Raw genomic sequence first — 21,831 nt, 5'->3', positions numbered from 1 at the left:
GTTCACGGACGCGAACCCAGCCGCAGCCGCCCCATCAGCGGATCGCTGATGCTGTCGTCGCCGTTCTCGATGTGCCCGGCGAAGCGCGCCGCGAACGCCGCATCGCCGTCGACGGTGATCTCCAACTCGTACCAGCCGCGGCTGCGTTCGAGCGGCCAGTACTTCGCGGTCGACTGGCCGGGCCTGAGCCGGTCGGCCCAGCGATCGTCGAACTGCCCGTCGTTGCGTCCATCACCTCGCCCGTCGTTGCGCCCGTCCCCATACCCGTCGCGCACCCGCACGCCGACCGCCTGCAGCCCGACGTTCGTGATCGACAGCGTGATGCCGAGCCGCCCCTCGTCGTAGCTCGCGCGGATCAGCAGCTTGCTGCTGTCGGCGCGGACCTTGCCCTTGAACGCCCGCAGGAAGCCGTTCGGGCCGCTCACCGAGAGGTCATAGGACGCGTCGACCGCGGCCGCCCACGAGGCGGACAGCAGGCGCTGCGGCTCGACGGTGAAGTTCCGCGGCGCCTGCGCCGCCTGTCCCGAGCGCACATGGAAGACGGCCGCGGCCTTGCCGGTGTTGCCGAAGCTGAGCTGGAACGATTCCGTCGCGCTGTTCGCCGCGCCTTCGGCATGCAGCACATAGGGCAGCGCGCGCGCCGGCCGCACGCCCGGCTCCTGCACCGGCAGCACCGGCGAGGTCGGCGGCACGATCGTGTAGTCCGGGTGCCGCACCAGGTCGGCCGGCATCAGCCCGGCGGTGCTCGGCAGCCGCACGCGGTCCCGATCAGGGCGCGAGAAATCGAGCGTCGACGTCAGGTCGCCGGCCACCGCGCGCCGCCACGGCGTGATGTTGGTCTCGACGAGTTGCGGATGCGCCTTCGCGTGGCGCGCCTCGATGAAGCGGATCAGCGAGGTGTGGTCGAACACCTGCGAGTTGACCCAGCCGCCCTTGCTCCACGGCGACACCACGATCATCGGCACCCGCATGCCGAGCCCGTACGGCGCGCTCGGGTGGCCGGCATCGCCGGCCGGGTAGATCTCGTTGACGGTGTCCACCGTCGACGCGCCTTGCCCGGCGAACGGCGGCGTGGGCGGCACCATGTGGTCGAAGAAGCCGCCTTCCTCGTCGTAGTTGATGAACAGCACCGTCTTGCCGAAGACGTCCGGGTTCGAGGCCAGGATGTCGATCACCTGCGAGCTGTACCACGCACCGAAATCGGCCGTGTGGTTCGGGTGCTCGCTGAACGCCTCGGGCGCGACGATCCACGACACCGCCGGCAGGCGGCCGTTGCGCACGTCCTCGCGCAGCGTGTCGAACAGGCGCGCCGGATCGCGGTTCAGCGCGTTGATCTGCGTGCCCGTGCGCGCCGCGACGGCCAGCGGCGAACCTTCCGGCGCGTTCTGGTACTGGTGGAAATACAGCAGCGCGTTGTCGCCGTAGTTGCCGATGTACGGGTCCGAGGTCCAGCCCCAGAAGCCCGCGGCATTCAGGCCGGTGCCCACGTCCTGGTAGACCTTCCAGCCGATGCCGGCCTGCGTCAGCCGCTCCGGGAACGTCGTCCAGTCGTAGCCGGCTTCCGCATTGGTGATGACCGGTCCGCCTTGCCGGCCGTCGTTGCCGAGCCAGCCGCTCCACAGGTGGTACCGGTTCGGGTCGGTCGGCCCGAGCACCGAGCAGTGGTACGCGTCGCAGACGGTGAATGCATCGGCCAGCGCGTAGTGGAAGGGGATGTCGCGGCGCGTGTGGTAGGTCATCGTCACCGCGCCCTTGTTGGGCACCCACTGGTCGCAGCGGCCGCCGTTCCACGCGGCATGGGTGTCGTTCCAGCCGTGCGGCGGATCCGGCAGGAAGGTCTGCCCGACGTCGGTCACCGGCGGGCGGAACGGCAGCAGCGTGCCGGTCGGGGTCGGCTGGTACCAGACCGGCTTGCCCGACGGCAGCGTCACGGCCCGCGGGTCGGAGAAACCGCGCACGCCGCGCAGCGTGCCGAACAGGTGGTCGAACGAGCGGTTTTCCTGCATCAGGATGACGATGTGCTCGACGTCCTCGATCGTGCCGGTGCGGTGATGGGCCGGCACCGCCAGCGCATTCGCGATGCTGCCGGGCAGGGCGCCCCCGAGGCCGCTGGCGCCGATGAGTTTGAGGACCTGGCGTCGATCGAAGGCTGTCATGCAGTGGGCTCCTTGAAGGGATGCCCACCGTAAGTGGCCCGCATGTCAGCACGGTGTCGTGCCGCACAGCCGACTGGATCAGTCGATCAATTGGCCGTCATCTTCGTGAAACGGAAAAGGTCCCTCGAACGGGCCGACCGAGGCGACATGGCTGACGAGCTCGCCGGTGTCCGACCAGGCGTGCACCAGGAAGCCCGGTGGCTCCATCGAGAAGGCCGACGGTGCGTCGGGCGCGAGGTCCAGGGTGACCTGGTGAGCGGTCGATGGCGCGGTCATCGCGAGGGTGCCGGCCCACGGCGCGTAGATCGCGCGATGCAGGTGGCCGCAGATCACGCGCCGCACCTGCGGGTGTCGGGCCACCAGCGCGGCCAGCGCACCGCCGGGGTCGCGCAGCCCGATCTCGTCCATGTGGCCGATCATCGTGCGGAACGGCGGGTGGTGCATCGCGATGACGGTGGGGGTCACGGTGTCCTGCGCCAGCAACTGCGCCAGCTGGTCGACGCGCGCCGCGCACACCTCGCCATGCGACTCACGCGGCACGACGGTGTCGACCGCGACCAGCCGCAGCCCGCCGAGGTCGATCGCGTACTGGATGAACGGCGATCCGTGGCGCAGGTAGCCGTGCGCCGGAAAGCTGTCGCGCAGCGCCTCGCGGTCATCGTGGTTGCCGGGCATCAGGTACAGCGGGCAGTCGATCGGCTGCAGCAGCTCGCGCAGGTGCGCGTACTCGTCGGGCCGGCCGAAGTCGGTCAGGTCGCCGGTGACGACCACCGCGGTCGGTGCCTGCTGGAGCCGCCGCACCGCTTGCACCGCCTGGCGAAGAAACCGTGCGGTGTCGACGCGGCCATAGGCTCGCGCGCCGGGCAGCTTGATGTGCGGGTCGCTGAGTTGGACAAGCGTCTTGATCATCGGTGCATCACTCCACGCAGGCCGGCATCAGGTGCCGGGGGGTCAGGGTCAGGCTGACGAAATCGCCGGCCACGAAGGGCGATTCCTTGCCGGCTTCGCACAGGATCTCGCCTTGATCGGGCGTTTGCAACTGCAGTTGCACGCGCTCGCCGAGGAACACGCGGCGCGTGACCTGCACCGGGCCGCCGGGCTGCAGCGCGATGTCTTCGGGCCGCAGCAGCAGCTCGGCCGGTGCGGTGCAATCGGGCGGGCAGGGCAGCGCCTGGCCGGCGATGCGAACGATGCCGTCCGCCACGTCTTGCGCGCAGCGCCGAAGGCGGTTGACGCGCCCGAGGAACTCGGCGACGAACGGGTGCGCCGGCCGCCGGTACAGCGACTCGGCATCGCCCACCTGCACGATGCGCCCGGCGCACATCACGGCCAGCCGGTCGGCCAGCGCCATCGCCTCGTGCTGGTCGTGCGTCACGTGCACGGCGGTGATGCGCAGCCGGCGCAACAGCTCGGCGAGCTCGCTGCGCACCGATTCCTTCAGCTTCGCGTCGAGCGCCGTCAGCGGTTCGTCGAGCAGCAGCACGCGCGGCTGCACTGCCACCGCGCGCGCCAGTGCGACGCGCTGGCGCTGACCGCCCGACAGCTCGGCCGGCCGGCGCTGCTCCAGCCCGTTCAGCCGCACCAGGTCGACCAGTTCGCCAACGCGCCGGCGCACCTGCTCGCGCGGCAGGCGGCGGATCGCGAGGCCATAGCCGATGTTGGCTTCGACGCTCATCTGCGGAAACAGCGCGTAGTGCTGGAACACCATGCCGACGCCGCGCGTCTCGATCGGGCGCTGCGTCACGTCTTCGTCGTTGAAGCGGATGCGGCCGCCGGCGTCCGGTGCGACCAGTCCGGCGATCACGCGCAGCAGCGTGGTCTTGCCGCAGCCGGACGGGCCGAGCAAGGCCAGCACCTCGCCCGGCTCGACCTGCAGCGAGGTAGGGTGCAGCGCGGGGTCGGCGCGGCCGTAGGTCTTGGCGCAGTCGAGCACCGAGATGCGGGTGGGGGGAGTGTCGTCAGCCATGTTTTCTCTCGATTCGATGCGCCACCGTCTGCATGCCCCACAGCACCGGCAGGATCACGATGAAGAAGATCAGCGTGTAGGCCGAGCCGATCTCGATGCGCATCGACGCATAGCTGTCGGCCAGCCCGACCGGCAGCGTGCGCGTCAGCGGCGTGTGCAGCATCCAGGTCAGGTTGAACTCGCCCATCGACAGCGTGAACACCATCAGGCAGCCGGCGACGATGGAGGGCGCCACGGCCGGCACCAGCACGCCGAGGAAGCGCTGCACGAAGCTCGCGCCGAGCGAGCGCGCCGCCTCGTCGAGCGACACCAGCTCGTCGCGCCGGAACGCCGCGGCGACGGTGCGCACCATGAAGGGCAGCGTGAACACCACGTGGCCGACCAGCACGAACGCGAAGCTGCGGCGAAAGCCCTGCACGCTGCCGTAGGTGAGGATCAGCGCCAGCGCCGTGGCCAGCCCCGGCACTGCGACCGGCAGCGTGATCAGCTCCTCGAACGCCCGGGCCGCCCGCGAGCGGCTGCCGGCGAGCGCCCAGGCGCAGGGCACGCCGACGAGCAGGGTGCAGGCCACGCAGGCCAGCGCGAGCGCGAGCGAACTCCAGGCCGTCGAGCCGTACACCGCCCAGACCTCCTGCAGCCAACGCGTCGTGAAGCCGCTCGCCAGGCCGGTGCTGAAGTTGTCGACCAGGCCGGCGCTGACGGACAGCAGCATCGGCAGCACGGTGAAGGCGGTCACCAGCACGGTGGTGGCGAGCAGCCACGGCGAATCGATGCGCTTCATGCGACGCCCGCGACCGGCCGCGCCGCGAGCCGCGCGGCGATGAACAGAACCGCCCAGGTCATCACGCCGAGCGCCAGCGACAGGCTCGCGGCGGTCGCGAAGTTCGCGTAGTTGGTGAACTCGTTGTAGATCGTGATCGGCAGCACCTCGAAGCGGCTGGCGAGCGTGAAGGCGGTGCCGAAGGCGCCCATCGCGGTCGCGAAGATCATCGCGCCGGTCGCCATCGCGGTCGGCGCGAGCGCCGGCAGCCACACGTCGACCAGCACCCGCCGGCGCGACGCGCCGAGCGAGCGCGCCGCTTCTTCGAGCTGCGGCTCCAGCGTCTCGGCCGCGGCGGTGAACGCCGCGATCGCGCGCGGCATCGAGAAATACAGGTACGCGAGGAACAGCCCGATGAAGCCGTACGCGAACGTGATGCGCTCGCCGAACAGCGATTCGGTGAGCGACGCGACCGGCCCTTGCCGCCCGCCGATCAGGATCACGAAGAACGCGACGACCACGCCCGGGAACGACAGCGGCAGGCTTAGCACCGACAGCAGCAGCCGCCGCCCGGCGAAGCGCCGGCGCCCGAGGTACAGCCCGACGCCGGCGGCCAGCGCCAGCGCCGCGGCGGTGACCGCGAGCGAGAGCCCGGTGGTCTGCAGCAGGCTGCGCAGGTAGCGCGGCTCGGTCAGTACCGCGGCGTAGGCCGACCAGCCGCCGGCCGTACCTGTGGCAAGAGCCGGCAGCGCGGCCAGCCGCGCCATCGGCAGCAACCAGAAGGCCGCGAACAGCGCCGCCGCCGGCGCCAGGCAAGCCGCTGCGATCACTGGGCTTCGCGCAGGTAGCGTTCGGAGAAGGCCTTCTGCACCTCGGCCATCTTCACGTAGTCGACGGTCTTGGCGCGGGCGTACTCGGTGGCCGGCAGGAAGCGCGACTGGGCGTCCTTCGACATCGCCGATGCACGCACCGGGCGCAGGTAGGCATTGGCCCAGATCGCCTGGCCTTCGTTCGACAGCACGAAGTCGAGCATCTTGCGGCCGTTGTCGCCGTTCGGGTTGCGGGCCGCGAGGCTCATCACGTAGGGCACGACCACGCTGCCTTCGGCCGGGATCACGAACTCGACGTTGGCCTTGTCCTTGTACTTCGCGCGGTAGGCGTTGAAGTCGTAGTCGAGCAGGATCGCGATCTCGCCCGACAGCACGCGCGCGTACGAGGTCTGCTTCGGCACGATCGGCTCGTTCTTCTGCAGCGCCTTGAAGTACTCGATGCCGGGCGTGAAGTTGTCGAGCGTGCCGCCGCGCGCCTGGTTCACCGCGACCGCGCCGACATAGCCGACGAAGGCCGAGGCCGGGTCGAGGTAGCCGACCAGGCCCTTGTACTGCGGCTTCAGCAGGTCGGCCCAGCTGCGCGGCACCGGCTTGCCCTTCAGCGCGTCGACGTTGACCATGAAGCCGAGCGTGCCGGAGTGGATCGCGAACCAGTGGCCTTCGGGGTCCTTCAGGCCGTCGGGGATCTCGGCCCACGCGGCAGGCTTGTACGCGGCGGTCACGCCTTCCTTCTTGGCCTGGATGCCGAAGGTCACGCCGTAGTAGGCGACGTCGGCGACCGGGCTGGCCTTCTCGGCGACCATCTGCGAGAGCGCCTGGCCGGAGTTCTTGTTGTCGGGCGGCACCGAGATGCCGGTCTTGTCTTTCAGCGCGCGCAGCTCGCTGGCCCAGTCGGCCCATTCGGGCGGGCAGTTGTAGCAGATGGCGGTCTGCGCAAACGCGCCGGCGCTGGCCAGCAGCGCGGCGGCGGCAACGCCGCGAAGGATCAGGCGAAGGGGTTTCATCGGGGTACTCCAGGGGTGGGTTTGCGGAAAACGGGGCCGAGCGATTCGAGGGCGCGCAGCTCGTGCGCCAGCGTCAGGCTGTCGGCGGCGCAGGGCCGCTCGCTGCGTTCGATGGCATCGACCAGCAGCCGCACGCACTCGTGGCCGATGCGTTCGTTGGGCTGCGCGATCGATGCGAGCGACGGGCTGAGGTCGGCGCCGATGCCGATGCCGTCGAAGCCGACCACGCTGAGGTCGCGCGGCACCGCGAGCCCGGCCAGCGCGGCGGCCCGCAGGCAGCGCACCGCCAGCAGGTCGTTCGAGCAGACGACCGCGGTCGGGCGCTGCGGGGCGCGCAGGCGCTCGACCAGCGTGTCGACGGCCGACACGACGAAGGGCACCTCGATCAGCTCGCGCTCGCAGCCGCTCGCCTGCATCGCCTGCTCGTAGCCTTCGAAGCGCTGGCGCGCGCGGTCGGAGGCGGCCAGCGTGCCGCTGAACATCGCGATGCGGCGGTGGCCGTCGCGCAGCAGCCGTTCGACCAGCTCGCGCATCGCGGCGCGGCCGTCGACCGACACGCAGGGGTGGTCCGCATGCCGGTTGTAGGCCAGCACGTAGGGCACGCCGGCGCGCTTGAAGTGATCGAGCGTCGCCGAATCGGCGGCGTTCGCCACCGTCAGGATCACGCCGTCGACCGCGCGCGCCAGCAGGGCACGCGCGCCCTGTTGCTCGCGCCGCTCGTCGTAGTCGGTCGTGGCAGGCAGGATCGAGAAGCCGGTGCCGGCCGCTGCCGCGGCGATGCCCGCGAGGCACTCGGCGAACACCGGGTTGTAGAGGGTCGGAAGCAGCACGCCGAGCGTGTGGCTGCGGCTGGTGCGCAGCGTTCGCGCGCTCAGGTTGGGCACGTAGCCCAAGGCATCCGCCGCGGCTTCGATGGCATGGCGCGTGGCCGGCATCACGAGGTCGGGCGAGTTGAAGGCACGCGACACGGTGGCGATGGACACACCCGCACGTTGGGCGACGGCAATGATGCTCACTCGGGGGTCAGGGGTTCGATGTAAAGGTTTTCATTGGAGCCGCACTGCGTGACGGGCGCATGACGCTTCGCATGGATGGCATGCCTTTCGGTGCGCGCCGAAATATGACAACGGCGCACGAAGACAGTGCAGCTCCTCTGAACTCTCCTCGCGACACGCAGCGTCACCATGTCGAGCCCCGCACTCCCGAAACCGCCGCAGTCCCGCTTCGGCGTCACGCAGCACCGCGCGTCGTCCCTCTCCACACCGTCTGTCGTCACACCGACCCGCTCTTCGCGAACGCGTGAAGACGGCGGGCCCCCGATCTCTCGCACGCCGTCCGCCGATGGCCGACAGCGACCGCGCCTCGGCAACGACATCGCGCTGCAGGACCTGAGCCGCGCGACGACGCATGAGGCGACGACAGCGCCGCCGATCGACCTGCCGCATCCCGACGAGATCCACCTCGCGCGCAACCTGCCGGACTTCGAGCGCAAGCTCGGCGCGCAGCGTGCGCGCGTGCCGGGTGCGGCGCAGCGCGCTGCCGCGGCCGACATCCTCAACCAGGTGCGCCACAACCCGCTGGCAGCGAATGCCGGCACGACGCCCACGCATGCCGAACTCGCGCAGCGGCTGACCGACGAGCGGCTCGAGCAGTTCCTGACCGGTGCGCTGCAGATGACGCCGCAGAAGCTGCACGCGATGGAATCGATGGCCGCCAAGGGAGGGCGCTACATCCCGAGCAGCGGTTCGCTGTTCCAGGCGCTGCTCTACGGCGTGATCCCGTTCGCGGGGCTGGCGAGTACGCCGACGAAGGTGCTGATCGGCAGCGGCGCGGCGCTGGCGGCCCAGCCCTTCGTGACGGCGGCGCTGCAGACGCCGATCGTTTCGGCCATCACCGTGATGCGGCAGAAGGGCGCGCCGATGGGCAAGATGCCCGGCAACCTCAAGGCGAACACGAGCTTGCCGCAGATCGAGGCGAAGCTCGAGAGGCTGAACGCGGCGGCACAGGCGGATGCCGAGGCGATGCAGACGCTGATGGCATCGCTCGCACAGTCGCATCCTGGGCAGGCCTTGCCGGCCGACCAGCCGCCGACCGAACAGCGGATGTCGGCCTTTTTCGCATCACTGTCGCAGGACGAGCACGACGCGCTGGCGGATATCCAGCAGCGCCAGACGGTGCGTGCAATCGAGGCGGCCGCGCTCGTCGTCGACGGCCTGCGGCTGGAAGGCATGCAGGCGCGGCAGAAGAACTCCACGCGGGCCCAGGTGTGGCTGCGCACGGCGCGGGGCGCGAGCAGCATCCTGGCGCCGGCGCTGCAGGCGGCGAAGTGGTCGACGCCGGCCATCACCGGCGTGTCGGTCGTGCTGGCGCTGGCCGCGCTGCTCGGGCAGCACATCGCGGCGGGCAAGGACGAGAAGACGGCGCGGACCGACGAACTGAAGCTGAGCATCCTGTATGGCGACCTGTTCAACGCCATCGGCCAGGCCGACTGGGAGGCGGGCCGGCCGATCACCGGCGACGGCATCGACGAGAAGAAGCTGCAGGCCCTGCTGACCGAGCCCGAGACGACGATCGCCGGCCGCGTCAAATCGATGGTGGAGGGCCGGCAGAAGGAGCTCGAGGCGCGGCTGCAGGCGCTGCCACCGGCCGAAGGCCCGGCGCTGGAGGCCGGCAACGAGGTGGCCACGCAGCTCGCGGCGCGGATCCAGGGCTGCAAGGACGAGGTCGCGCTGATCGACAGCGGCAAGCTGACCGACCTGCCGCAGGACTCTTTCGCGCGCCAGTTGTTCAACCAGTCGATGGAGAGCACCGCCGTGGCCTTTGCAGCAACCGAAGGCTGGAACAAGCTGCGTGCGCCGCTGGAGTATTCGGCGCAGGTCGGGCAGCGGCTGTCGCAGCAGTTCACCTACGGCCTGCTGGGCGGCGCCGGTGCGCTGGCGCTGGGGCGTGGCGTGAACGCGGTGGTGTACGAGGTGAACAAGCACCACGCCGGGCAGCACCCCGATCCGGCCCACGCGGGCAAGCCGATCCCCGGCATGAGCGGCGAGGCGGCCTGGGCCCAGGTGCTGCTGACGCTCGGCGCGGCGGCCATCGCCTTCTACTCGGCGATCTCGCAGTACAGCGCGGTGAACGTGAAGAACGCGCGCCGCGACGGCGCGGGCGGCGACCCCGGCCTGGCCGATCAGTTGAAGAACGGCGTCATGAGCCCGGGTTGGCAGAGCCAGGCCAACCGGGCCGCTGCGGGGGCGCGCACGGTCGGCGATGCCGTGCTGCAGGCCAGCTGGCGCAGCACCGCGGCGATGCGCTCGGCGCTGGACAACGGGTGATCAGCCGGTGCTGGCCCGCCGGGCCTGCATCACTGCAGGCTCAGCGACAGCGTGTACTGGTTGCGCGTCTTGAAGTCGTACGGGATGCTCGACAAGCGGATCCACACGTCGCGGGCGGCCGCGCCATTCGTGTAGGTCACGCTGACCACGCCCGAGCTGGGGAAGGCGGCGTCGCCGGACAGCTTGTCGCCGTTCGCATCGACGACGGACAGGAAGAAGCCCTGGTGCTGCGGGGTCAGCATGCGCACCGTCAGCGTCTGCCCGGCCGGGACGGCCAGCTTGTAGTAGTCGCTGTCGGGGTGCAGGAAGGTGTTGACCGTCTCGGTCTTCAGCGTGCCGGAGATCTGCAGCTGCCCGGGCGCCACCACGTTGGCCGCGGCCAGCTCGTTGTTCGGCTCGGTCTCGGCGAGGCCGGCGCTGGGGTCGACGTTCAGCACGATCTCGTCCGACAGCGTCGTGTGGTCGCCGAAATCACGTGCCCGCGCGACGACCGTGTGCGGCCCGGGCGACAGCGTCGCGGTGTCGAACAGCAGGTAGTACTGGTCGGCCGGGTCGCTGCTGGTGTAGTGCAGCGAGGCCGAGGTGCCGGTCTGCTTGCCGTCGACCAGGAAGTCGACGCCGAACAGCTTTTTCTCGTCCTTCGCGATCGCGGTCAGCTTGACCAGCCCGAAATTGCCTTCGACCGCGGCGGTGATGGTGGGCGGCACGGTGTCGGCGCCGCCGTTCGGGTTGCCGATCACGAAGCTGGCTTCGGCCGACGTGGTGCTGTTGCCGGCGGCGTCGACCGCCACTGCGACGAAGCTGTGCGTGCCGCTCGTGATCAGGCCGATCGGCAGCGATGAGGTGTACGAGCCGTCGCTCGGCGATTTCTGCACCGTCACCTGGATGGAGCTGCCATCGACCAGGAAGGTGATCGAGGCGATGCCGACGTTGTCGGTAGCGAGCGCGATGAGGGTCACGGCATCGCTGGTCACCGTGGCCGAGGCCGAGACGACAGGAGCCTGCGTGTCTGTCGGCGCCGGGCCCGAGGCGGGCGTGTCGGGCGTGGCCGGCGTGTTCGGCTTCTGGGTCACGTCGCTCGGGCTGTCGCTGCCGCCGCCACAGGCAACGAGCAGCAGCGTGAGCAGCAAGGCGGGCAAGGTGCGGGTGACGCTGACGGTTCGGGTCATGGTGGGGGGCATGTTTTGCGACCGGCGATTCTGTCACCTTGGCGACAGCCTGTCTGACACGCTGACGGGCCGTTACGCTTCGGCATGGACAACTCAGGGGAATGGCCATGGACTGCATGCCGCGTCGCAGTTTTCTGGTAAACGCAGTGGCTGCGCTGGGATCAGGGCGGGCGCTGGCACAGACCGCGGCGCCGACGCCGCTGCCGCCTGCGTCGGCACCGGAGGGTGCGCGCGCGGGCGCCTGCACCTGATCGGCGGTGCGTCGGAGCCGGCCGCTGAACGTGCGAGCGTCGGCTGGCACGAGGTGTACGACCCGAAGGCGGACCGGTGGACGGCGCTGAAGCCGCTGCCCGGTGCGCGACCATGTGAGTTGCGTCGCGTACGGCGGGCTGATCCACGTGATCGGCGGGCGCTTCAACACCTTCGAATACAACACCACGCTGCACCGCGTCTACGGTCACGCTGGCCTGATTCCGTCTTGACCGGCGGGCTGCAAGGCCTAGACTGGACTTTCGTTGCCGACGCAGCGCCATCAACCGAACCAGGAGACCACGATGAGCATCTTCAGCAAGATCAAGGACGCGATCTTTGGCAAGAAGGACGAGGCGCCCGCGGTGGCGCAGGCGCCGACGCAGGCTGCACCGGCCGCGGTGCCGGCGACAGCGGCACCCGTCGCACTGAGCGAGGTGGACGTGGAGGCGGTGCTGACCAAGCTGGCCGCGGCCTCGTCGCAAAAGCTGAACTGGCGCACCTCGATCGTCGACCTGATGAAGCTGGTCGGCATGGAATCGAGCCTGGCCGAACGCCGCCAACTGGCCGGCGAGCTGGGCTACACCGGCGACACCAACGACACCGCGACGATGAACATCTGGCTGCACAAGCAGGTGATGGTCAAGCTGGCGGAGAACGGCGGGAAGGTGCCGGCGAGTTTGTTGGGGTGAAGTAAAGCGAACGCCGGCGCATCGAGTGGCCGTGCTCGTGAAAGAACTCAACCGATGTTGATGATGGAGTTGAGGCCTTCACATGCCTCAGCGAACACCGCTGGCGAAACCTGTTTCCAAGGATGAGGCCGGGCGCCTCGTGCTCGCCAATCGAAAGACTTCGGTTGATGTGTCAGCACGTAGCCGGCCTCGCCTTTCGGCCCGACGTACTTCAGCGCGAAAGGATTGGTCTCGTTCGACTGCGCGTGCGTCATCGGCAAGCCGATCACGATGCCGGTGCGTTCGTTGAAAGACTTCGTCGACAAGACCACCATCGGATGCTCGTCGCGCATCTCGTGGCCCACCTGCGGACTGAAGCCTATCCAGATCATGTCCCCGCGATCGGGAACCCATAGCGCGCGAGCAACCATCAGAATCGTTCCTCTCCAACGCGACCGTCGGGCATCGACTCGCCGCCATGCACCGCCGGATCGAAGGCCTTGAGCTTCTGTGCGAGCGTCAGCTTGGGTTTCGTCGCCGCCGGACGCACCAGAATGCCTTCGTCAACGACTTCAACCGTCACTGGAAGACCTCGAGAGAACTTCGCCGCCTTGGCCACGGCAGAAGTGATGCGCACGCCGAGACCATTGCCCCACTCCTGCACCGTCTGCTCAACCTTCACACCTGTCGACATCACGAACTCCTTTGGATGTTTATACAAGTATAAACATGATCGACCGCGTGATCAAGCTTGAGCGATGAGGGCTTCTTGGGGTTCGATCTCTCAATTCGCCTTCCGCCACCAAGGCACGTCGTAATTCACCCTCTCCTTCGGAACCACCATGATCTGCGGCCGGACGAAGTACTCGAAGAACCGCTTGCGATCCTCGGCGTTGTAGATCTCGAAGGCGCCGGCTTTCTCCTGCTCCTCCAGAAAGCGCCGCATCGCGCCGACCGGTTCCATCGGGTTGGCCTGCTGGAAGATCACCTCGCCGCCGTAGCGCTGGTACAGCGCCTTGCTGATCTTCCACTGCAGCACCATCTCGCGCGGCAGCTGTCGCAGCATCGCCTTGTCGGACTCCGACAGGCCGGGGGGAGACGGTGGCAGCTTCAGTGCCGTTTCGAGTTCCGCCACCTCGGCGTCGGTGACCGACAAGCGCTCCTGCTCGGCGAACCGCTGCAGCAGCGGCCCGAGGATCTGGCCATCCAGATCGCGAGCCGGCTTTGTCGTGTCGTCGCGGTAGATCGTCTGCCCCAGCACCTTGGCCACCGGCTTCCTGGCCGACGCGATCGCAGGCAGGAGTGAGACGGCTGCGGTCGCGATCAGCAGAAGTCGTCGTTGCATCACGTCCGTCAGGCGTTCTTCGCCTGGGGGTATGAGTTGGGTGGGTCGAGCCTGTAGGGCGTACCGACGAAGCCCGCGTCCTTCAGGTCGCCGGGGTTCGCGAGGAACGGGTTGCCCGACGCCTGCGCATCCGCCAGCACGCCAGCCAGGAACGCGGCATCGGCGCGGGCCGACGGCTCGTGATGCGGATCGAAAATGCCGCGGCCGACCAGCGGGCCGAGTCGGGTGCCGATGCGGCGGCCGAACGGATCGTCGAACGGGTCATCCTCATGCGGGGGGTGCCGCGCCACCAGCCGCTCCAGGGCGCCCTCCAGCCAGGCTCCCCAGGCCTCGGGCTGCGGCGCCACGTGCTGGGCGAGGCAACCCAGGTAGCCGATCGCGTCGTACAGCTCGGCCGGGAACTGGTGGCCGATGCGTACCGCCGGCTCGAGCCAGGCCATCGCGCACCACAAGGGCCCTTCGACCGGACCGACCCAGTCGGTGCGCGTCAGCTCGTAGAAGCGCAGGTAGCGCGGATCGACCGTCGCGCACCACGCGGCTTCGGCCACCTGCAGCGCTTCGTCGCGATGGTGCAGGCCTTCGAAGCGCCAGACGATGCTCTCGTACAGCCCGACGCACAGCGTCAGCTGCGCTCGCACCGACAGGCGCACCGCGGCCTCGAGCACCCAGCCGACGTTGCCGGTGACGTCCTGCGAGGCCCGGGTGTCGTCCCAGATGTAGCGCAGGCGACGCCGCTCGTCCGCGCTCAGCGCGATCCAGTCGGGGCGGGGCAGCATGTCAGGCCGGGTAGCGGTAGGGCGTGCCGGTGAAGCCCTTGTCGAGCATGCCTGCGGGCGCGCGCAGGTAGGGGTTGCGCGAGGGGTCGAGCGCTTCGATGGTGCGCTTGAGTTCGTCCTCGACGCGCGCATCGTCCCAGACGAAGGCCGGATCGAAGAAAGAACGCGGGATCGGGCGGCCCGCGCTGCCGTCATCGTTCTGCGGGAACTGCGTCGCCAGCCGGCGCAGGGTCTGCGACAGCCAGGGCTCAAACGCCGGGTGGCGGCCGAGCACGTGGTCGCACAGCCGCACGAGGGCGTGGGCATCGTTCAGTGCTTCCTGGCCGGTGAACATCAGGAAGGCATGCGACATCACATGGGAGCAGAACCAGGCCGGACGCACGGTCAGGCGCGGCACGTCTTCCGGCAGCGGTGCCACGTCGGTGATGCGGGCATAGCGCCAGTCGATGACGGCCGCCCAGGCCGCCTCGATGCGCAGCCGCAGGTCGCTCACGTCGGTGTGCGACTCGAAGCGCGCCGCGACCCATTCGCAGCTGGCAATGCCCAGCGCATAGAGCGGCGTCGGCTTGATTCTCTGCATGGCTTGCGCGAGCCGCGGGTCGTCCTCGTCGTTGGAGGTCCAGATCAGGTTGGCATCGATGGGCTCCCAGCTGAAATCGAGAGGCCATGCCGCGAGGTCGAGCGACTGCAGGTAGGTGGGGAAGGTCATGGTGGAGCGCAGGTCACATGTTCTTGGCAAGTTCGGCCGCGCGCTTGGCGGCCGCGCGTCCGGGCGTTGGGGCGCCGTCGACTTTCGTGCACAGTGCCCGGTACGATCCGTCGTCGGCGCAGTCGTCCTTCGAGATCGGTGTCGGTTCCTTGTCCTCGGCGCAGATCAGGATGACGATATCGCATTCCTTGGCGGCCTTGCAGAGCATCGCGTAGCAGGTCGGGCACGGCATGCCCGACTGATCGGCGCGCCCATCGGGCTGCTTGAAGCGCCAGTCGATGTTCAGCACCACGGTGCCGCCCCGCATCGCCGCGGCGCCGGCCTTGTTGGTCAGGTCGTTGAAGATCTTCGGCTCGGCATGCCCGCCCTTGCCGCCGCCGGGGTGGACATGGCTCTTGTCGCACAGCACCCCCGCTTTCTCCTTGGCCGCGTCGTGCTTCGAGTCGTCGCTCTCGCGGGTTTCCTTGTTGCAGCCGACCTTCTGCTCGCTGGTGCCGCCCGGCGTCAGCCCGCTCGGATTGCATTCCTGCGCCGGGCCGCTGCTGCTCGCGCAGAAGGTGCCGCCGGCCCCGGGGATGCTGCTGAGCGCCGACGAGAAGGTCATGCCGGTTCCCTTGGCCTTGTCGAGCGTCTTCTGCAGCTCCTCGCTCAGGTACCCGCTCTGGCGCCTCTTGCGCTTCTCGATGATGTCGATCGTGCGCTTGCGTTCGCCCTCATTGCGGATCTCGAGCTTCCCGCACTCGTTCTCGAACCCGGGCGGTGCCACGCCGCCGGTGATCATCTGGGGGGGGGCAACGCTCGGCGTCATGCGGTGGTCTCATCCATTGTTGCTGGTGGTCAGGTCGAGCAGCCGGATCGCGTTCTTGCCCTCGAACTTGACGTCGAAGGACCAGGCTTGCGCGATGGTCTTGCCCTGGATGCAGTGCGAGCCGACGTTCATGCCGAACGACCGAGTGGCCGCCTCGTCGCCCTTGCATTGCTTGTAGTTGGAGTCGCTCTTGATGCCGGCCTGGTCGCCGCCGATCTTCACCGAGCGGGTGCCGTCGCCGGTGTCCGACGCCTTCGAGAAGACCGGGTAGGGCAGCGGCAGCGGACCGGCCGGCGGCCCCGGCGGGGACAGGCACACGTCGGGCATGGCCGCGAGGACCTGGTTGTCGTCCTTGGTGGCCGATACCTCGCGGCCGTTGGCGAACACGTTGGCACTCATGTCGATGGCGCGCCGGCAGGCGGCGCAGCTTGAAGGACCAGCGCGGCGCGGCCGCCGTCGTCGCTGCCGATGTGGCACAGCGCGCGCAGGCCGGGCGCATAGCCCGCCAGGTGCGCATGCCGTGTCCACGCCAGCAGACAGGGCAGCACCGCGGCGCCGATCTCGCCGAGGAACTCGATCGGATGCCACAGCGGCAGCGCGCCGTCGCGCGTGCTGCGGTCCAGCCGCATCGCGGCCAGCAGGGCTTCCTTGAACTTGTAGTGCTCGCCGGACAGGTCGGTAATGCGCCAGGCGACATCGCCCATGCCGACGCCGGCCACGCCCAGCGCCTGCTTGATCGCCGCGGTGAGCCCGCGCGCCCGCAGCGGCTGCGTGTCCTCGATCGTCGCGGCTTCGCGCGCCAGCCCCCAGCCGGCGATGTGCAAGGCATCGGGCGCCGCCGCGCCGCGCCGCGCGAGCAGCACGGCGCAGCCGGCCTCGCCCGGCAGGAAACCGTTGAAGTTGGCTGCGGTCAGCAGCCGCCGACGTTGCTCGTAGGCTTCGAGCGTCCCCGCGCTCAGGAAACTGTCGACACCGGCCACGACGACGTGATCGGCCTGGCCGGTCGCCAGCAGTTGCTCCGCCAGCAGCAGCGCCTGCATGCAGCCGATCTGGTCGCCGGCGAACAGGCGCGAGACCGGATGCGGCGCCCGCTCGAGCCGGAGATGGACCTCCCCCAGCAGCCGGGCGTCGAGATCGGCCGGCCGCCCCGGGCGGGCGGCGCTCGACACGCCGAGCAACAGCGGCACGCGCGCATGGGCGTCCGCGGGCAGGGCCTGGAGGCATTCATGGATGGCCGGCGCCACCAGCTCGGCCAGCTTGCCGGTGCCTTCCCACCAGTGCGGCAGCGACACGCGCGCGCCGCGGATCGGCTGGCCGTCCTGGGTGTCGACCCAGCGCGTCGCCTGCACCGCGCTGACGCCGGCGCGCAGCGCGGCGAGCGTCGACGGCGCGTTGTAGCCCAGCGCGGTGACCATGCCGCTCGCGAGCACCATCATGGGCGCTCCCTTCGTGCCGAGCGGCGCGCCGCCACCGCATCGGCCAGGCTGCGGTGGTAGGTCTTGCCGGGAAAGCGCCGGGCCCGGTGCCAGTCGTCGGACTTCTCGCCGACGATCACTTCCTTGACGTCGAACACGCTCTTGCCGAGCGGCAGCGTGACGCGCCACGTCAGGCAGAAGCGGTTCAGCTCCGGCTCGATGACGATGGTGTCGATCTGCGCATCGCGGCGCAGGTCGCGGCCGCGGTACGGCGCGAACAGCACCGGCATCGGGTGCACCGGCAGCCGGAACGCCCGCAGCCCGTCGGGCGTCAGGTTGCGCAGCACCACCTGCTCGCCACCCACCGGGTGGGGAATCACCTGGTCGGCGGGCGCGGCATGGAAGTAGCGGTCGTCGAAATCGTCCGGCCAGAACGGCGCCTGCTCCTCGATCCACGCGTCGTCGTAAGTGCCGGCCCACCGGTGGCGCGGGAACCAGTTGCGCCCGACCGGCGAGAAGGCCATCGGCAGGTAGTCGCCGTGGTGGTCGGTCACGCTGCGGCCGATCTCTTCGGTGTTGGGCAGCGGCAGGCCGTCGATCTCGCGGGTGTGCTTCATGAAGCCGCGTCCGACCGGGTTCGCCAGCACGCTGGCCACCTCGCCGCCGGACGCTTCTTCGGTGCGATCGGTGCCGCCCCACGCGTGGTCGTAGCCGACCGGCATGGTCTCGAACGGCTCGGGCGAGGTCGCGGTGACGACGCCGAGGATCCGCTTGTGCCAGCGGCGATCGCCGACGACGTTGAACTGCTTGACCAGCGATCCGACCTGCAGCCCCACCGCCAGCTGCGAGACGCGCCGGCCCGGCGGCGCATGAGCCTGCCCGTTGATCAGCACGTCGCAGGCGGGTTTGCGGTGCGCGAAGTCGGTCTCGTAGCGCGGCGCGCTGAGGCCGGGCTCGCCGGTGAACTCGTCCGCCTCGACCAGCGGCACTTGCTGCCGCGCGAGCCGCGGCTCGTCGCCGGAGGCCGGCAGCTCGTAGGTGGCCTTGACGACCACGATCAGCAGCTCGCGGGCGTCGCGGTCGTAGCCGCTGGTCCACTTCGCCGGCAGGTGGCTGTCGTTGGTGAATCTCATGCGGCCCGCCGGTGTCGCTCGAGCTTGCGCTGTTGCCAATCGGCCCGTGCCGCGACGGCAAACAGCGACGCGCCCGGCACCAGGCGTGCCAGCTCGAAGGCCGCCGCGGCGCGCTGCCGCTGGTAGCCGTTGGCGAGCACCGTCAGCAGGGGCTGCACCGCCACCGGTTGACCGGCGAGGTAGCGTTGCCCGGGTTCGAAGGCCGAGCGGTGGCCGTGCCACCAGGCGGCCAGGCCGTCGACGTCGGGCCATGGCAGCTCGTCGTCATCGGGGTGGTCGGGATCGACAGGTTCAGCGGGATCGGCGGCTTCGGCCGGTGCTGCCGGCGCATCGCGCTTGAGGCCGAGTTCGTCCAGGTCGGCGCCGGTGATCATCGTGAACGCTTCGCCGGCAACGCGCGCGAACCGCGCATCGGCCATCGCCTGCAGCAGCCACGGCACTGCCGCCGGATCGCCGAGCGCGGCGGCCGCGACGATGCCTTCGCGCCGGCTCGCGGGGTCGGCGGCGAATGCCCGCACCCGTTCGCGCCCGGCCTGCATGTCATCGGCCCGCACGGCGTGCTCGATCGCGAGCCGGGTGCGGCCGGGCAGGCTCGCGCCGGATTCGAACAGGCGCGTCGGGGCGCCCGGTTCACCGAGGACGACCAGCGACCAGGCGGCCCAGAAGCGGCAGCCGGCATCGCCATCCGCCAGGCCGGCTTGCGCGGCGGCCGACAGGTCGCGGCGCTTGCATTCGCCGACGGCACGCAGCGCGCGCGAGCGCAGCGACGCGTCGGTCGCGCCCAGCGCCTGCGGGATGAGGGTGCCGCTGTCGAGCCGGTGCGCGCCGGCCGCCGCGAGCTGCAGCCGCCGGTGCACCGGCAGCGTGGATCGCGCCAGGCGTTCGAGCGTGTCGCGCAGGCGCTCCGGCTCGATCCAGGCGAGCGCGGCGACCAGCGCCTGCGTGAAGGCGGGCGTGGCCAGGCCGCATTGCAGCGCCAGGCGCATGCGCTGCGGCTGTTGCTCGCGGAAGGCCAGCCAGGCGACGACGAAACAGGCGCCGGCGTCGCCGCTCTCGAGCGCGCGGCAGGCCAGCTGCCAGCCGGTGTCGCCGGCGGTGTGCACGCCCTCGAGATGGGCGGTCACGCGCTCGTCGAGGCGGGCCAGGTGGAGCAGCTTGTAGTGCGGTGCGGCAAGGGCCCGCTCGCGCAGCATCCACAGCGCGGCGGCCTGGCCGACGTGCTCTTCCACCACCGGGCGGTTCACCAGGCGAGTGATCTCTGACGGCGCGAAGCCGATGGGCTGAAGAAGGGCGGCGGTATTCACGCTCATTCCGTCGCGCTCATTCAGTTCAGCTGAACAGAACCCCCGCGCACATGGTTGGCGCCGACCGCCTGCGTGATGACGGTCTCGCCCCGGATCTCGACCCGGCCATCGCTGCGCAGCACGATGCTCGATTCGCCGCAGCGCAACACCAGCTGGTGGCGAGCCGACACGGTCATGCGCTCGCCGTCGGCCGAGACCTCGACGTTGCCGACGCTCTCGCGCAGCGGCCAGCCTTCGTCACCGCCGAGCACGCCGAGCACGATCGGGCGGCGCAGGTCGCCGCCTTCGTGGCCCATCACGACCCGGCGGCCCACGTGGGCGCCGTGCAGGTCGACGGCCGACTGCGCGGGCAGGGCGGGTCCGTCCGACGCGTCGACGACGGCCACCAGCGGCGTGCGGCCTTCGTTCGTGAAACCGACCAGCCGCCCGACCACGAGGCCCGCGGCAGGCGCGCGGACGCCGCGCGCATCGAGGAGGCTGTCGGTGATCAGGCTGTCGGATGGCAGCGGCGGCAGGGGCACTGGGTCGCGGGCGCTCATGAGGATCCTTGCGTGCGGGAGCAGGGGCAATGTCCACAACGCGACAACGGCACAGCGACCGGGGCCGGACATCGATTCGCCGGCAGGATTGCGCACCGGAGCCGGGGCGTAAAGCGACCAAAGTCACGCCCGGGTTCTCTCCTGTTCCTGTTCCTGTTCCTGCCCCTGCTCCTACGCCGGCTGCGCCTGCGGCGCGCGCGTTTTCATCATGAACGCCGCGAACTGCCACACGATGAACACCGCGATCAGCCCGATCAGCGTCGCGCTGATCGGCCGCGTGACGAACGCGCTGAAACTGCCGCGGCTCAGCAGCATCGCGCGGCGGAAGTTCTCCTCCAGCATCGGCCCGAGGATGAAGCCCAGCATCAGCGGCGCCGCGTCCATGTCCAGGCGCGAGAACAGGTAGCCGCCCAGGCCGAACGCCGCGGTGACGAAGATGTCGTCGAGGTTGTTGTTGACGCTGTAGGTGCCGATGCAGCAGAAGAACAGGATCGACGGGAACAGCACGCTGTACGGGATCTTGAACACCGACAGCCAGTAGCGCACCAGCGGCACGTTCAGGATCAGCAGGAAACAGTTGCCCACCCACATGCTGGCCACCAGCCCCCAGAACAGGTCCGGGTGCCCGGCGATCATGTTCGGCCCGGGCTGGATGCCCTTGATCACGAAGGCCGCCATCATCAGCGCCATCACCGCGTTCTCCGGAATGCCGATGCTCATCAGCGGGATGAAGCTGGTGCGGGCGGCGGCCTCGTCGGCCGCGGCCTGGCCGGCCACGCCCTCGATCGCGCCGGAGCCGATCTCGTGGCGGTACTTGCTGACCTTCTTGTCGAGCGCGTAGGCGGCGAACTGCGCGATCACCGGCCCGCCGCCCGGCAGGATGCCGAGGAACGAACCGACGACGCTGCCGCGCAGCGCGCTCGGGATGATGCGCTTGAACTCGGCCCAGGTCGGCATCAGCTTGATGGTGCCGTTGAAGGGCGAGCGCTCCTCGCGCGAATCGAGGTTCTTCGTGATCTCGGCGATGCCGAAGCAACCGAGCGCGACGCTGACCAGGCCCACGCCGTCGGCGAGCATCGGCAGGTCCCAGGTGTAGCGCTGCACGCCGCTGTTCACGTCGGTGCCGATCTGGCCGAGCAGCACGCCGATCAGGCACATCGCCATGCCGTTGAGCAGGCTGCCGGTGGTCACGAAGCTGACGCAGACGAAACCGACCAGCATCAGCGCGCAGTAGTCGGCCGGGCCGAACAGGAAGGCCACTTCGCCGAGGCTGGGCGCCAGGAAGGTCAGCACGACGATCGCCACCGTGCCGCCGATGAAGCTGGACACGCCGGCGGTGAACAGCGCCAGGCCGGTCTTGCCCTTCAGCGTCATCTGGTAGCCGTCGATGCAGGCCACGATGCTGCTGGCGTGCGGGATCTTCATCGTGATCGCACTGACGCTGTCGCCGTACTGCGCACCGTAGTAGATGCCGGCCAGCATGATCAGCGCGCCGTTGGTGGGAATGGAATACGTCAGCGGCAGCAGCAGGCTGATGGTGGCCAGCGGCCCGAGGCCCGGCAGCAGGCCGACCAGCGTGCCCACCGTGCAGCCGATGGCGCAGAACAGCAGGTTCTGCATCGTCAGCGCGTGGCTGAATCCGAAGGCGAGGTTGTGCAGGAGATCCATGTC

The 21,831-nt window shown here is 69.7% G+C and carries 23 protein-coding genes; 3 read left to right on the top strand and 20 right to left on the bottom strand.

Translation table 11 applies throughout. The features are described 5' to 3' along the window. Positions 1 to 2: 2 nt before the first annotated feature. The 7 genes from BUE42_RS16405 to BUE42_RS16375 form a co-directional block, all read right to left on the bottom strand. Positions 3 to 2,156, bottom strand: a complete 2,154-nt coding sequence (locus BUE42_RS16405) for a phosphocholine-specific phospholipase C (RefSeq protein ID WP_073466176.1) — start codon at positions 2,154 to 2,156, stop codon at positions 3 to 5. A 78-nt stretch (positions 2,157 to 2,234) separates the two neighbouring features. Continuing rightward, positions 2,235 to 3,065 (bottom strand): phosphodiesterase, encoded by an 831-nt coding sequence (locus BUE42_RS16400; RefSeq protein WP_073466175.1) that lies wholly within the window; start codon positions 3,063 to 3,065, stop codon positions 2,235 to 2,237. A 7-nt stretch (positions 3,066 to 3,072) separates the two neighbouring features. Continuing rightward, on the bottom strand, positions 3,073 to 4,122 hold the full coding sequence (locus BUE42_RS16395) for an ABC transporter ATP-binding protein (RefSeq protein ID WP_073466174.1): 1,050 nt from the start codon (positions 4,120 to 4,122) through the stop codon (positions 3,073 to 3,075). Beyond that, positions 4,115 to 4,903 carry an ABC transporter permease gene (locus tag BUE42_RS16390; RefSeq protein WP_073466173.1) on the bottom strand — a complete coding sequence of 263 codons (789 nt, stop codon included), beginning with the start codon at positions 4,901 to 4,903 and terminating at the stop codon, positions 4,115 to 4,117. Before BUE42_RS16390 ends, BUE42_RS16395 begins: the two co-directional genes overlap by 8 nt. Then, positions 4,900 to 5,712 (bottom strand): ABC transporter permease subunit, encoded by an 813-nt coding sequence (locus tag BUE42_RS16385; protein WP_073466172.1) that lies wholly within the window; start codon positions 5,710 to 5,712, stop codon positions 4,900 to 4,902. The genes BUE42_RS16390 and BUE42_RS16385 overlap by 4 nt, the downstream gene beginning before the upstream one ends. After that, positions 5,709 to 6,716 (bottom strand): ABC transporter substrate-binding protein, encoded by a 1,008-nt coding sequence (locus BUE42_RS16380; protein ID WP_073466171.1) that lies wholly within the window; start codon positions 6,714 to 6,716, stop codon positions 5,709 to 5,711. Before BUE42_RS16380 ends, BUE42_RS16385 begins: the two co-directional genes overlap by 4 nt. Then, positions 6,713 to 7,732 carry a LacI family DNA-binding transcriptional regulator gene (locus tag BUE42_RS16375; RefSeq protein WP_073466170.1) on the bottom strand — a complete coding sequence of 340 codons (1,020 nt, stop codon included), beginning with the start codon at positions 7,730 to 7,732 and terminating at the stop codon, positions 6,713 to 6,715. The genes BUE42_RS16380 and BUE42_RS16375 overlap by 4 nt, the downstream gene beginning before the upstream one ends. A gap of 168 nt (positions 7,733 to 7,900) precedes the next feature. Between BUE42_RS16375 and BUE42_RS16370 the strand changes: the two genes are divergently transcribed. Continuing rightward, the gene (locus tag BUE42_RS16370; RefSeq protein ID WP_073466169.1) at positions 7,901 to 10,042 is read left to right on the top strand and encodes a hypothetical protein; all 2,142 of its coding nucleotides are present in this window, start codon (positions 7,901 to 7,903) and stop codon (positions 10,040 to 10,042) included. A 29-nt stretch (positions 10,043 to 10,071) separates the two neighbouring features. Here BUE42_RS16370 and BUE42_RS16365 read toward each other — a convergent pair whose 3' ends face one another. Next, positions 10,072 to 11,211, bottom strand: a complete 1,140-nt coding sequence (locus tag BUE42_RS16365) for an Ig-like domain-containing protein (RefSeq protein WP_073466168.1) — start codon at positions 11,209 to 11,211, stop codon at positions 10,072 to 10,074. Between the two features lie 353 nt (positions 11,212 to 11,564). Between BUE42_RS16365 and BUE42_RS34100 the strand changes: the two genes are divergently transcribed. Both BUE42_RS34100 and BUE42_RS16355 read left to right on the top strand, forming a co-directional pair. After that, entirely contained in the window at positions 11,565 to 11,693 is a 129-nt protein-coding gene (locus tag BUE42_RS34100; protein WP_255376868.1) for a hypothetical protein, read from the top strand. Between the two features lie 72 nt (positions 11,694 to 11,765). Further along, positions 11,766 to 12,152 carry a DUF3597 domain-containing protein gene (locus tag BUE42_RS16355; RefSeq protein ID WP_073466217.1) on the top strand — a complete coding sequence of 129 codons (387 nt, stop codon included), beginning with the start codon at positions 11,766 to 11,768 and terminating at the stop codon, positions 12,150 to 12,152. Positions 12,153 to 12,199: 47 nt separating this feature from the next. Here BUE42_RS16355 and BUE42_RS16350 read toward each other — a convergent pair whose 3' ends face one another. The 12 genes from BUE42_RS16350 to BUE42_RS16295 all read right to left on the bottom strand — a co-directional run bounded on the left by BUE42_RS16350 (position 12,200) and on the right by BUE42_RS16295 (position 21,828). After that, positions 12,200 to 12,562 carry a type II toxin-antitoxin system PemK/MazF family toxin gene (locus BUE42_RS16350; protein ID WP_073466167.1) on the bottom strand — a complete coding sequence of 121 codons (363 nt, stop codon included), beginning with the start codon at positions 12,560 to 12,562 and terminating at the stop codon, positions 12,200 to 12,202. Beyond that, complete coding sequence (locus BUE42_RS16345) at positions 12,562 to 12,825, bottom strand: AbrB/MazE/SpoVT family DNA-binding domain-containing protein (RefSeq protein ID WP_073466166.1); 264 nt, start codon at positions 12,823 to 12,825, stop codon at positions 12,562 to 12,564. Before BUE42_RS16345 ends, BUE42_RS16350 begins: the two co-directional genes overlap by 1 nt. A gap of 90 nt (positions 12,826 to 12,915) precedes the next feature. Continuing rightward, entirely contained in the window at positions 12,916 to 13,476 is a 561-nt protein-coding gene (locus tag BUE42_RS16340) for a hypothetical protein (RefSeq protein ID WP_143171537.1), read from the bottom strand. Between the two features lie 8 nt (positions 13,477 to 13,484). Continuing rightward, on the bottom strand, positions 13,485 to 14,252 hold the full coding sequence (locus tag BUE42_RS16335) for a hypothetical protein (protein WP_073466164.1): 768 nt from the start codon (positions 14,250 to 14,252) through the stop codon (positions 13,485 to 13,487). A 1-nt stretch (position 14,253) separates the two neighbouring features. Next, entirely contained in the window at positions 14,254 to 14,961 is a 708-nt protein-coding gene (locus tag BUE42_RS16330; RefSeq protein ID WP_073466163.1) for a hypothetical protein, read from the bottom strand. Between the two features lie 13 nt (positions 14,962 to 14,974). Next, positions 14,975 to 15,769, bottom strand: coding sequence for a hypothetical protein (locus BUE42_RS16325; RefSeq protein WP_143171536.1), 795 nt, complete (start codon positions 15,767 to 15,769; stop codon positions 14,975 to 14,977). A 9-nt stretch (positions 15,770 to 15,778) separates the two neighbouring features. Next, entirely contained in the window at positions 15,779 to 16,168 is a 390-nt protein-coding gene (locus BUE42_RS16320; protein ID WP_073466161.1) for a PAAR-like domain-containing protein, read from the bottom strand. Continuing rightward, positions 16,165 to 17,205, bottom strand: a complete 1,041-nt coding sequence (locus BUE42_RS16315; protein WP_073466160.1) for a hypothetical protein — start codon at positions 17,203 to 17,205, stop codon at positions 16,165 to 16,167. Before BUE42_RS16315 ends, BUE42_RS16320 begins: the two co-directional genes overlap by 4 nt. Beyond that, a complete protein-coding gene (locus BUE42_RS16310; RefSeq protein WP_073466159.1) occupies positions 17,202 to 18,317 on the bottom strand; it encodes a DUF2169 family type VI secretion system accessory protein in 1,116 nt (371 codons plus the stop codon). The genes BUE42_RS16315 and BUE42_RS16310 overlap by 4 nt, the downstream gene beginning before the upstream one ends. Beyond that, positions 18,314 to 19,627 (bottom strand): TIGR02270 family protein, encoded by a 1,314-nt coding sequence (locus BUE42_RS16305; protein ID WP_073466158.1) that lies wholly within the window; start codon positions 19,625 to 19,627, stop codon positions 18,314 to 18,316. The genes BUE42_RS16310 and BUE42_RS16305 overlap by 4 nt, the downstream gene beginning before the upstream one ends. A gap of 14 nt (positions 19,628 to 19,641) precedes the next feature. Continuing rightward, positions 19,642 to 20,160 (bottom strand): DUF6484 domain-containing protein, encoded by a 519-nt coding sequence (locus BUE42_RS16300; protein ID WP_083614195.1) that lies wholly within the window; start codon positions 20,158 to 20,160, stop codon positions 19,642 to 19,644. Between the two features lie 171 nt (positions 20,161 to 20,331). Further along, complete coding sequence (locus BUE42_RS16295; protein WP_073466157.1) at positions 20,332 to 21,828, bottom strand: tripartite tricarboxylate transporter permease; 1,497 nt, start codon at positions 21,826 to 21,828, stop codon at positions 20,332 to 20,334. Positions 21,829 to 21,831 lie beyond the last annotated feature (3 nt).

The sequence above is a fragment of the Rhizobacter sp. OV335 genome, from assembly GCF_900142965.1.
Taxonomy (GTDB): domain Bacteria; phylum Pseudomonadota; class Gammaproteobacteria; order Burkholderiales; family Burkholderiaceae_C; genus Rhizobacter.
The sequence above is the reverse complement of the archived record's forward strand: the minus strand, read 5'-3'. Positions and strand labels throughout refer to the sequence as shown.

Coding starts and splice junctions, on each gene's coding strand:
- BUE42_RS16355 (WP_073466217.1), top strand. CDS start 11,766: ATGAGCATCTTCAGCAAGATCAAGGACGCGATCTTTGGCAAGAAGGAC.
- BUE42_RS16350 (WP_073466167.1), bottom strand. CDS start 12,562: ATGGTTGCTCGCGCGCTATGGGTTCCCGATCGCGGGGACATGATCTGG.
- BUE42_RS16295 (WP_073466157.1), bottom strand. CDS start 21,828: ATGGATCTCCTGCACAACCTCGCCTTCGGATTCAGCCACGCGCTGACG.
- BUE42_RS16345 (WP_073466166.1), bottom strand. CDS start 12,825: ATGTCGACAGGTGTGAAGGTTGAGCAGACGGTGCAGGAGTGGGGCAAT.
- BUE42_RS16335 (WP_073466164.1), bottom strand. CDS start 14,252: ATGCTGCCCCGCCCCGACTGGATCGCGCTGAGCGCGGACGAGCGGCGT.
- BUE42_RS16320 (WP_073466161.1), bottom strand. CDS start 16,168: ATGAGTGCCAACGTGTTCGCCAACGGCCGCGAGGTATCGGCCACCAAG.
- BUE42_RS16340 (WP_143171537.1), bottom strand. CDS start 13,476: ATGCAACGACGACTTCTGCTGATCGCGACCGCAGCCGTCTCACTCCTG.
- BUE42_RS16390 (WP_073466173.1), bottom strand. CDS start 4,903: ATGAAGCGCATCGATTCGCCGTGGCTGCTCGCCACCACCGTGCTGGTG.
- BUE42_RS16315 (WP_073466160.1), bottom strand. CDS start 17,205: ATGATGGTGCTCGCGAGCGGCATGGTCACCGCGCTGGGCTACAACGCG.
- BUE42_RS16380 (WP_073466171.1), bottom strand. CDS start 6,716: ATGAAACCCCTTCGCCTGATCCTTCGCGGCGTTGCCGCCGCCGCGCTG.
- BUE42_RS16405 (WP_073466176.1), bottom strand. CDS start 2,156: ATGACAGCCTTCGATCGACGCCAGGTCCTCAAACTCATCGGCGCCAGC.
- BUE42_RS16395 (WP_073466174.1), bottom strand. CDS start 4,122: ATGGCTGACGACACTCCCCCCACCCGCATCTCGGTGCTCGACTGCGCC.
- BUE42_RS16300 (WP_083614195.1), bottom strand. CDS start 20,160: ATGAGCGCCCGCGACCCAGTGCCCCTGCCGCCGCTGCCATCCGACAGC.
- BUE42_RS16325 (WP_143171536.1), bottom strand. CDS start 15,769: ATGACGCCGAGCGTTGCCCCCCCCCAGATGATCACCGGCGGCGTGGCA.
- BUE42_RS16330 (WP_073466163.1), bottom strand. CDS start 14,961: ATGACCTTCCCCACCTACCTGCAGTCGCTCGACCTCGCGGCATGGCCT.
- BUE42_RS16305 (WP_073466158.1), bottom strand. CDS start 19,627: ATGAGCGTGAATACCGCCGCCCTTCTTCAGCCCATCGGCTTCGCGCCG.
- BUE42_RS16400 (WP_073466175.1), bottom strand. CDS start 3,065: ATGATCAAGACGCTTGTCCAACTCAGCGACCCGCACATCAAGCTGCCC.
- BUE42_RS16365 (WP_073466168.1), bottom strand. CDS start 11,211: ATGACCCGAACCGTCAGCGTCACCCGCACCTTGCCCGCCTTGCTGCTC.
- BUE42_RS16370 (WP_073466169.1), top strand. CDS start 7,901: ATGTCGAGCCCCGCACTCCCGAAACCGCCGCAGTCCCGCTTCGGCGTC.
- BUE42_RS16310 (WP_073466159.1), bottom strand. CDS start 18,317: ATGAGATTCACCAACGACAGCCACCTGCCGGCGAAGTGGACCAGCGGC.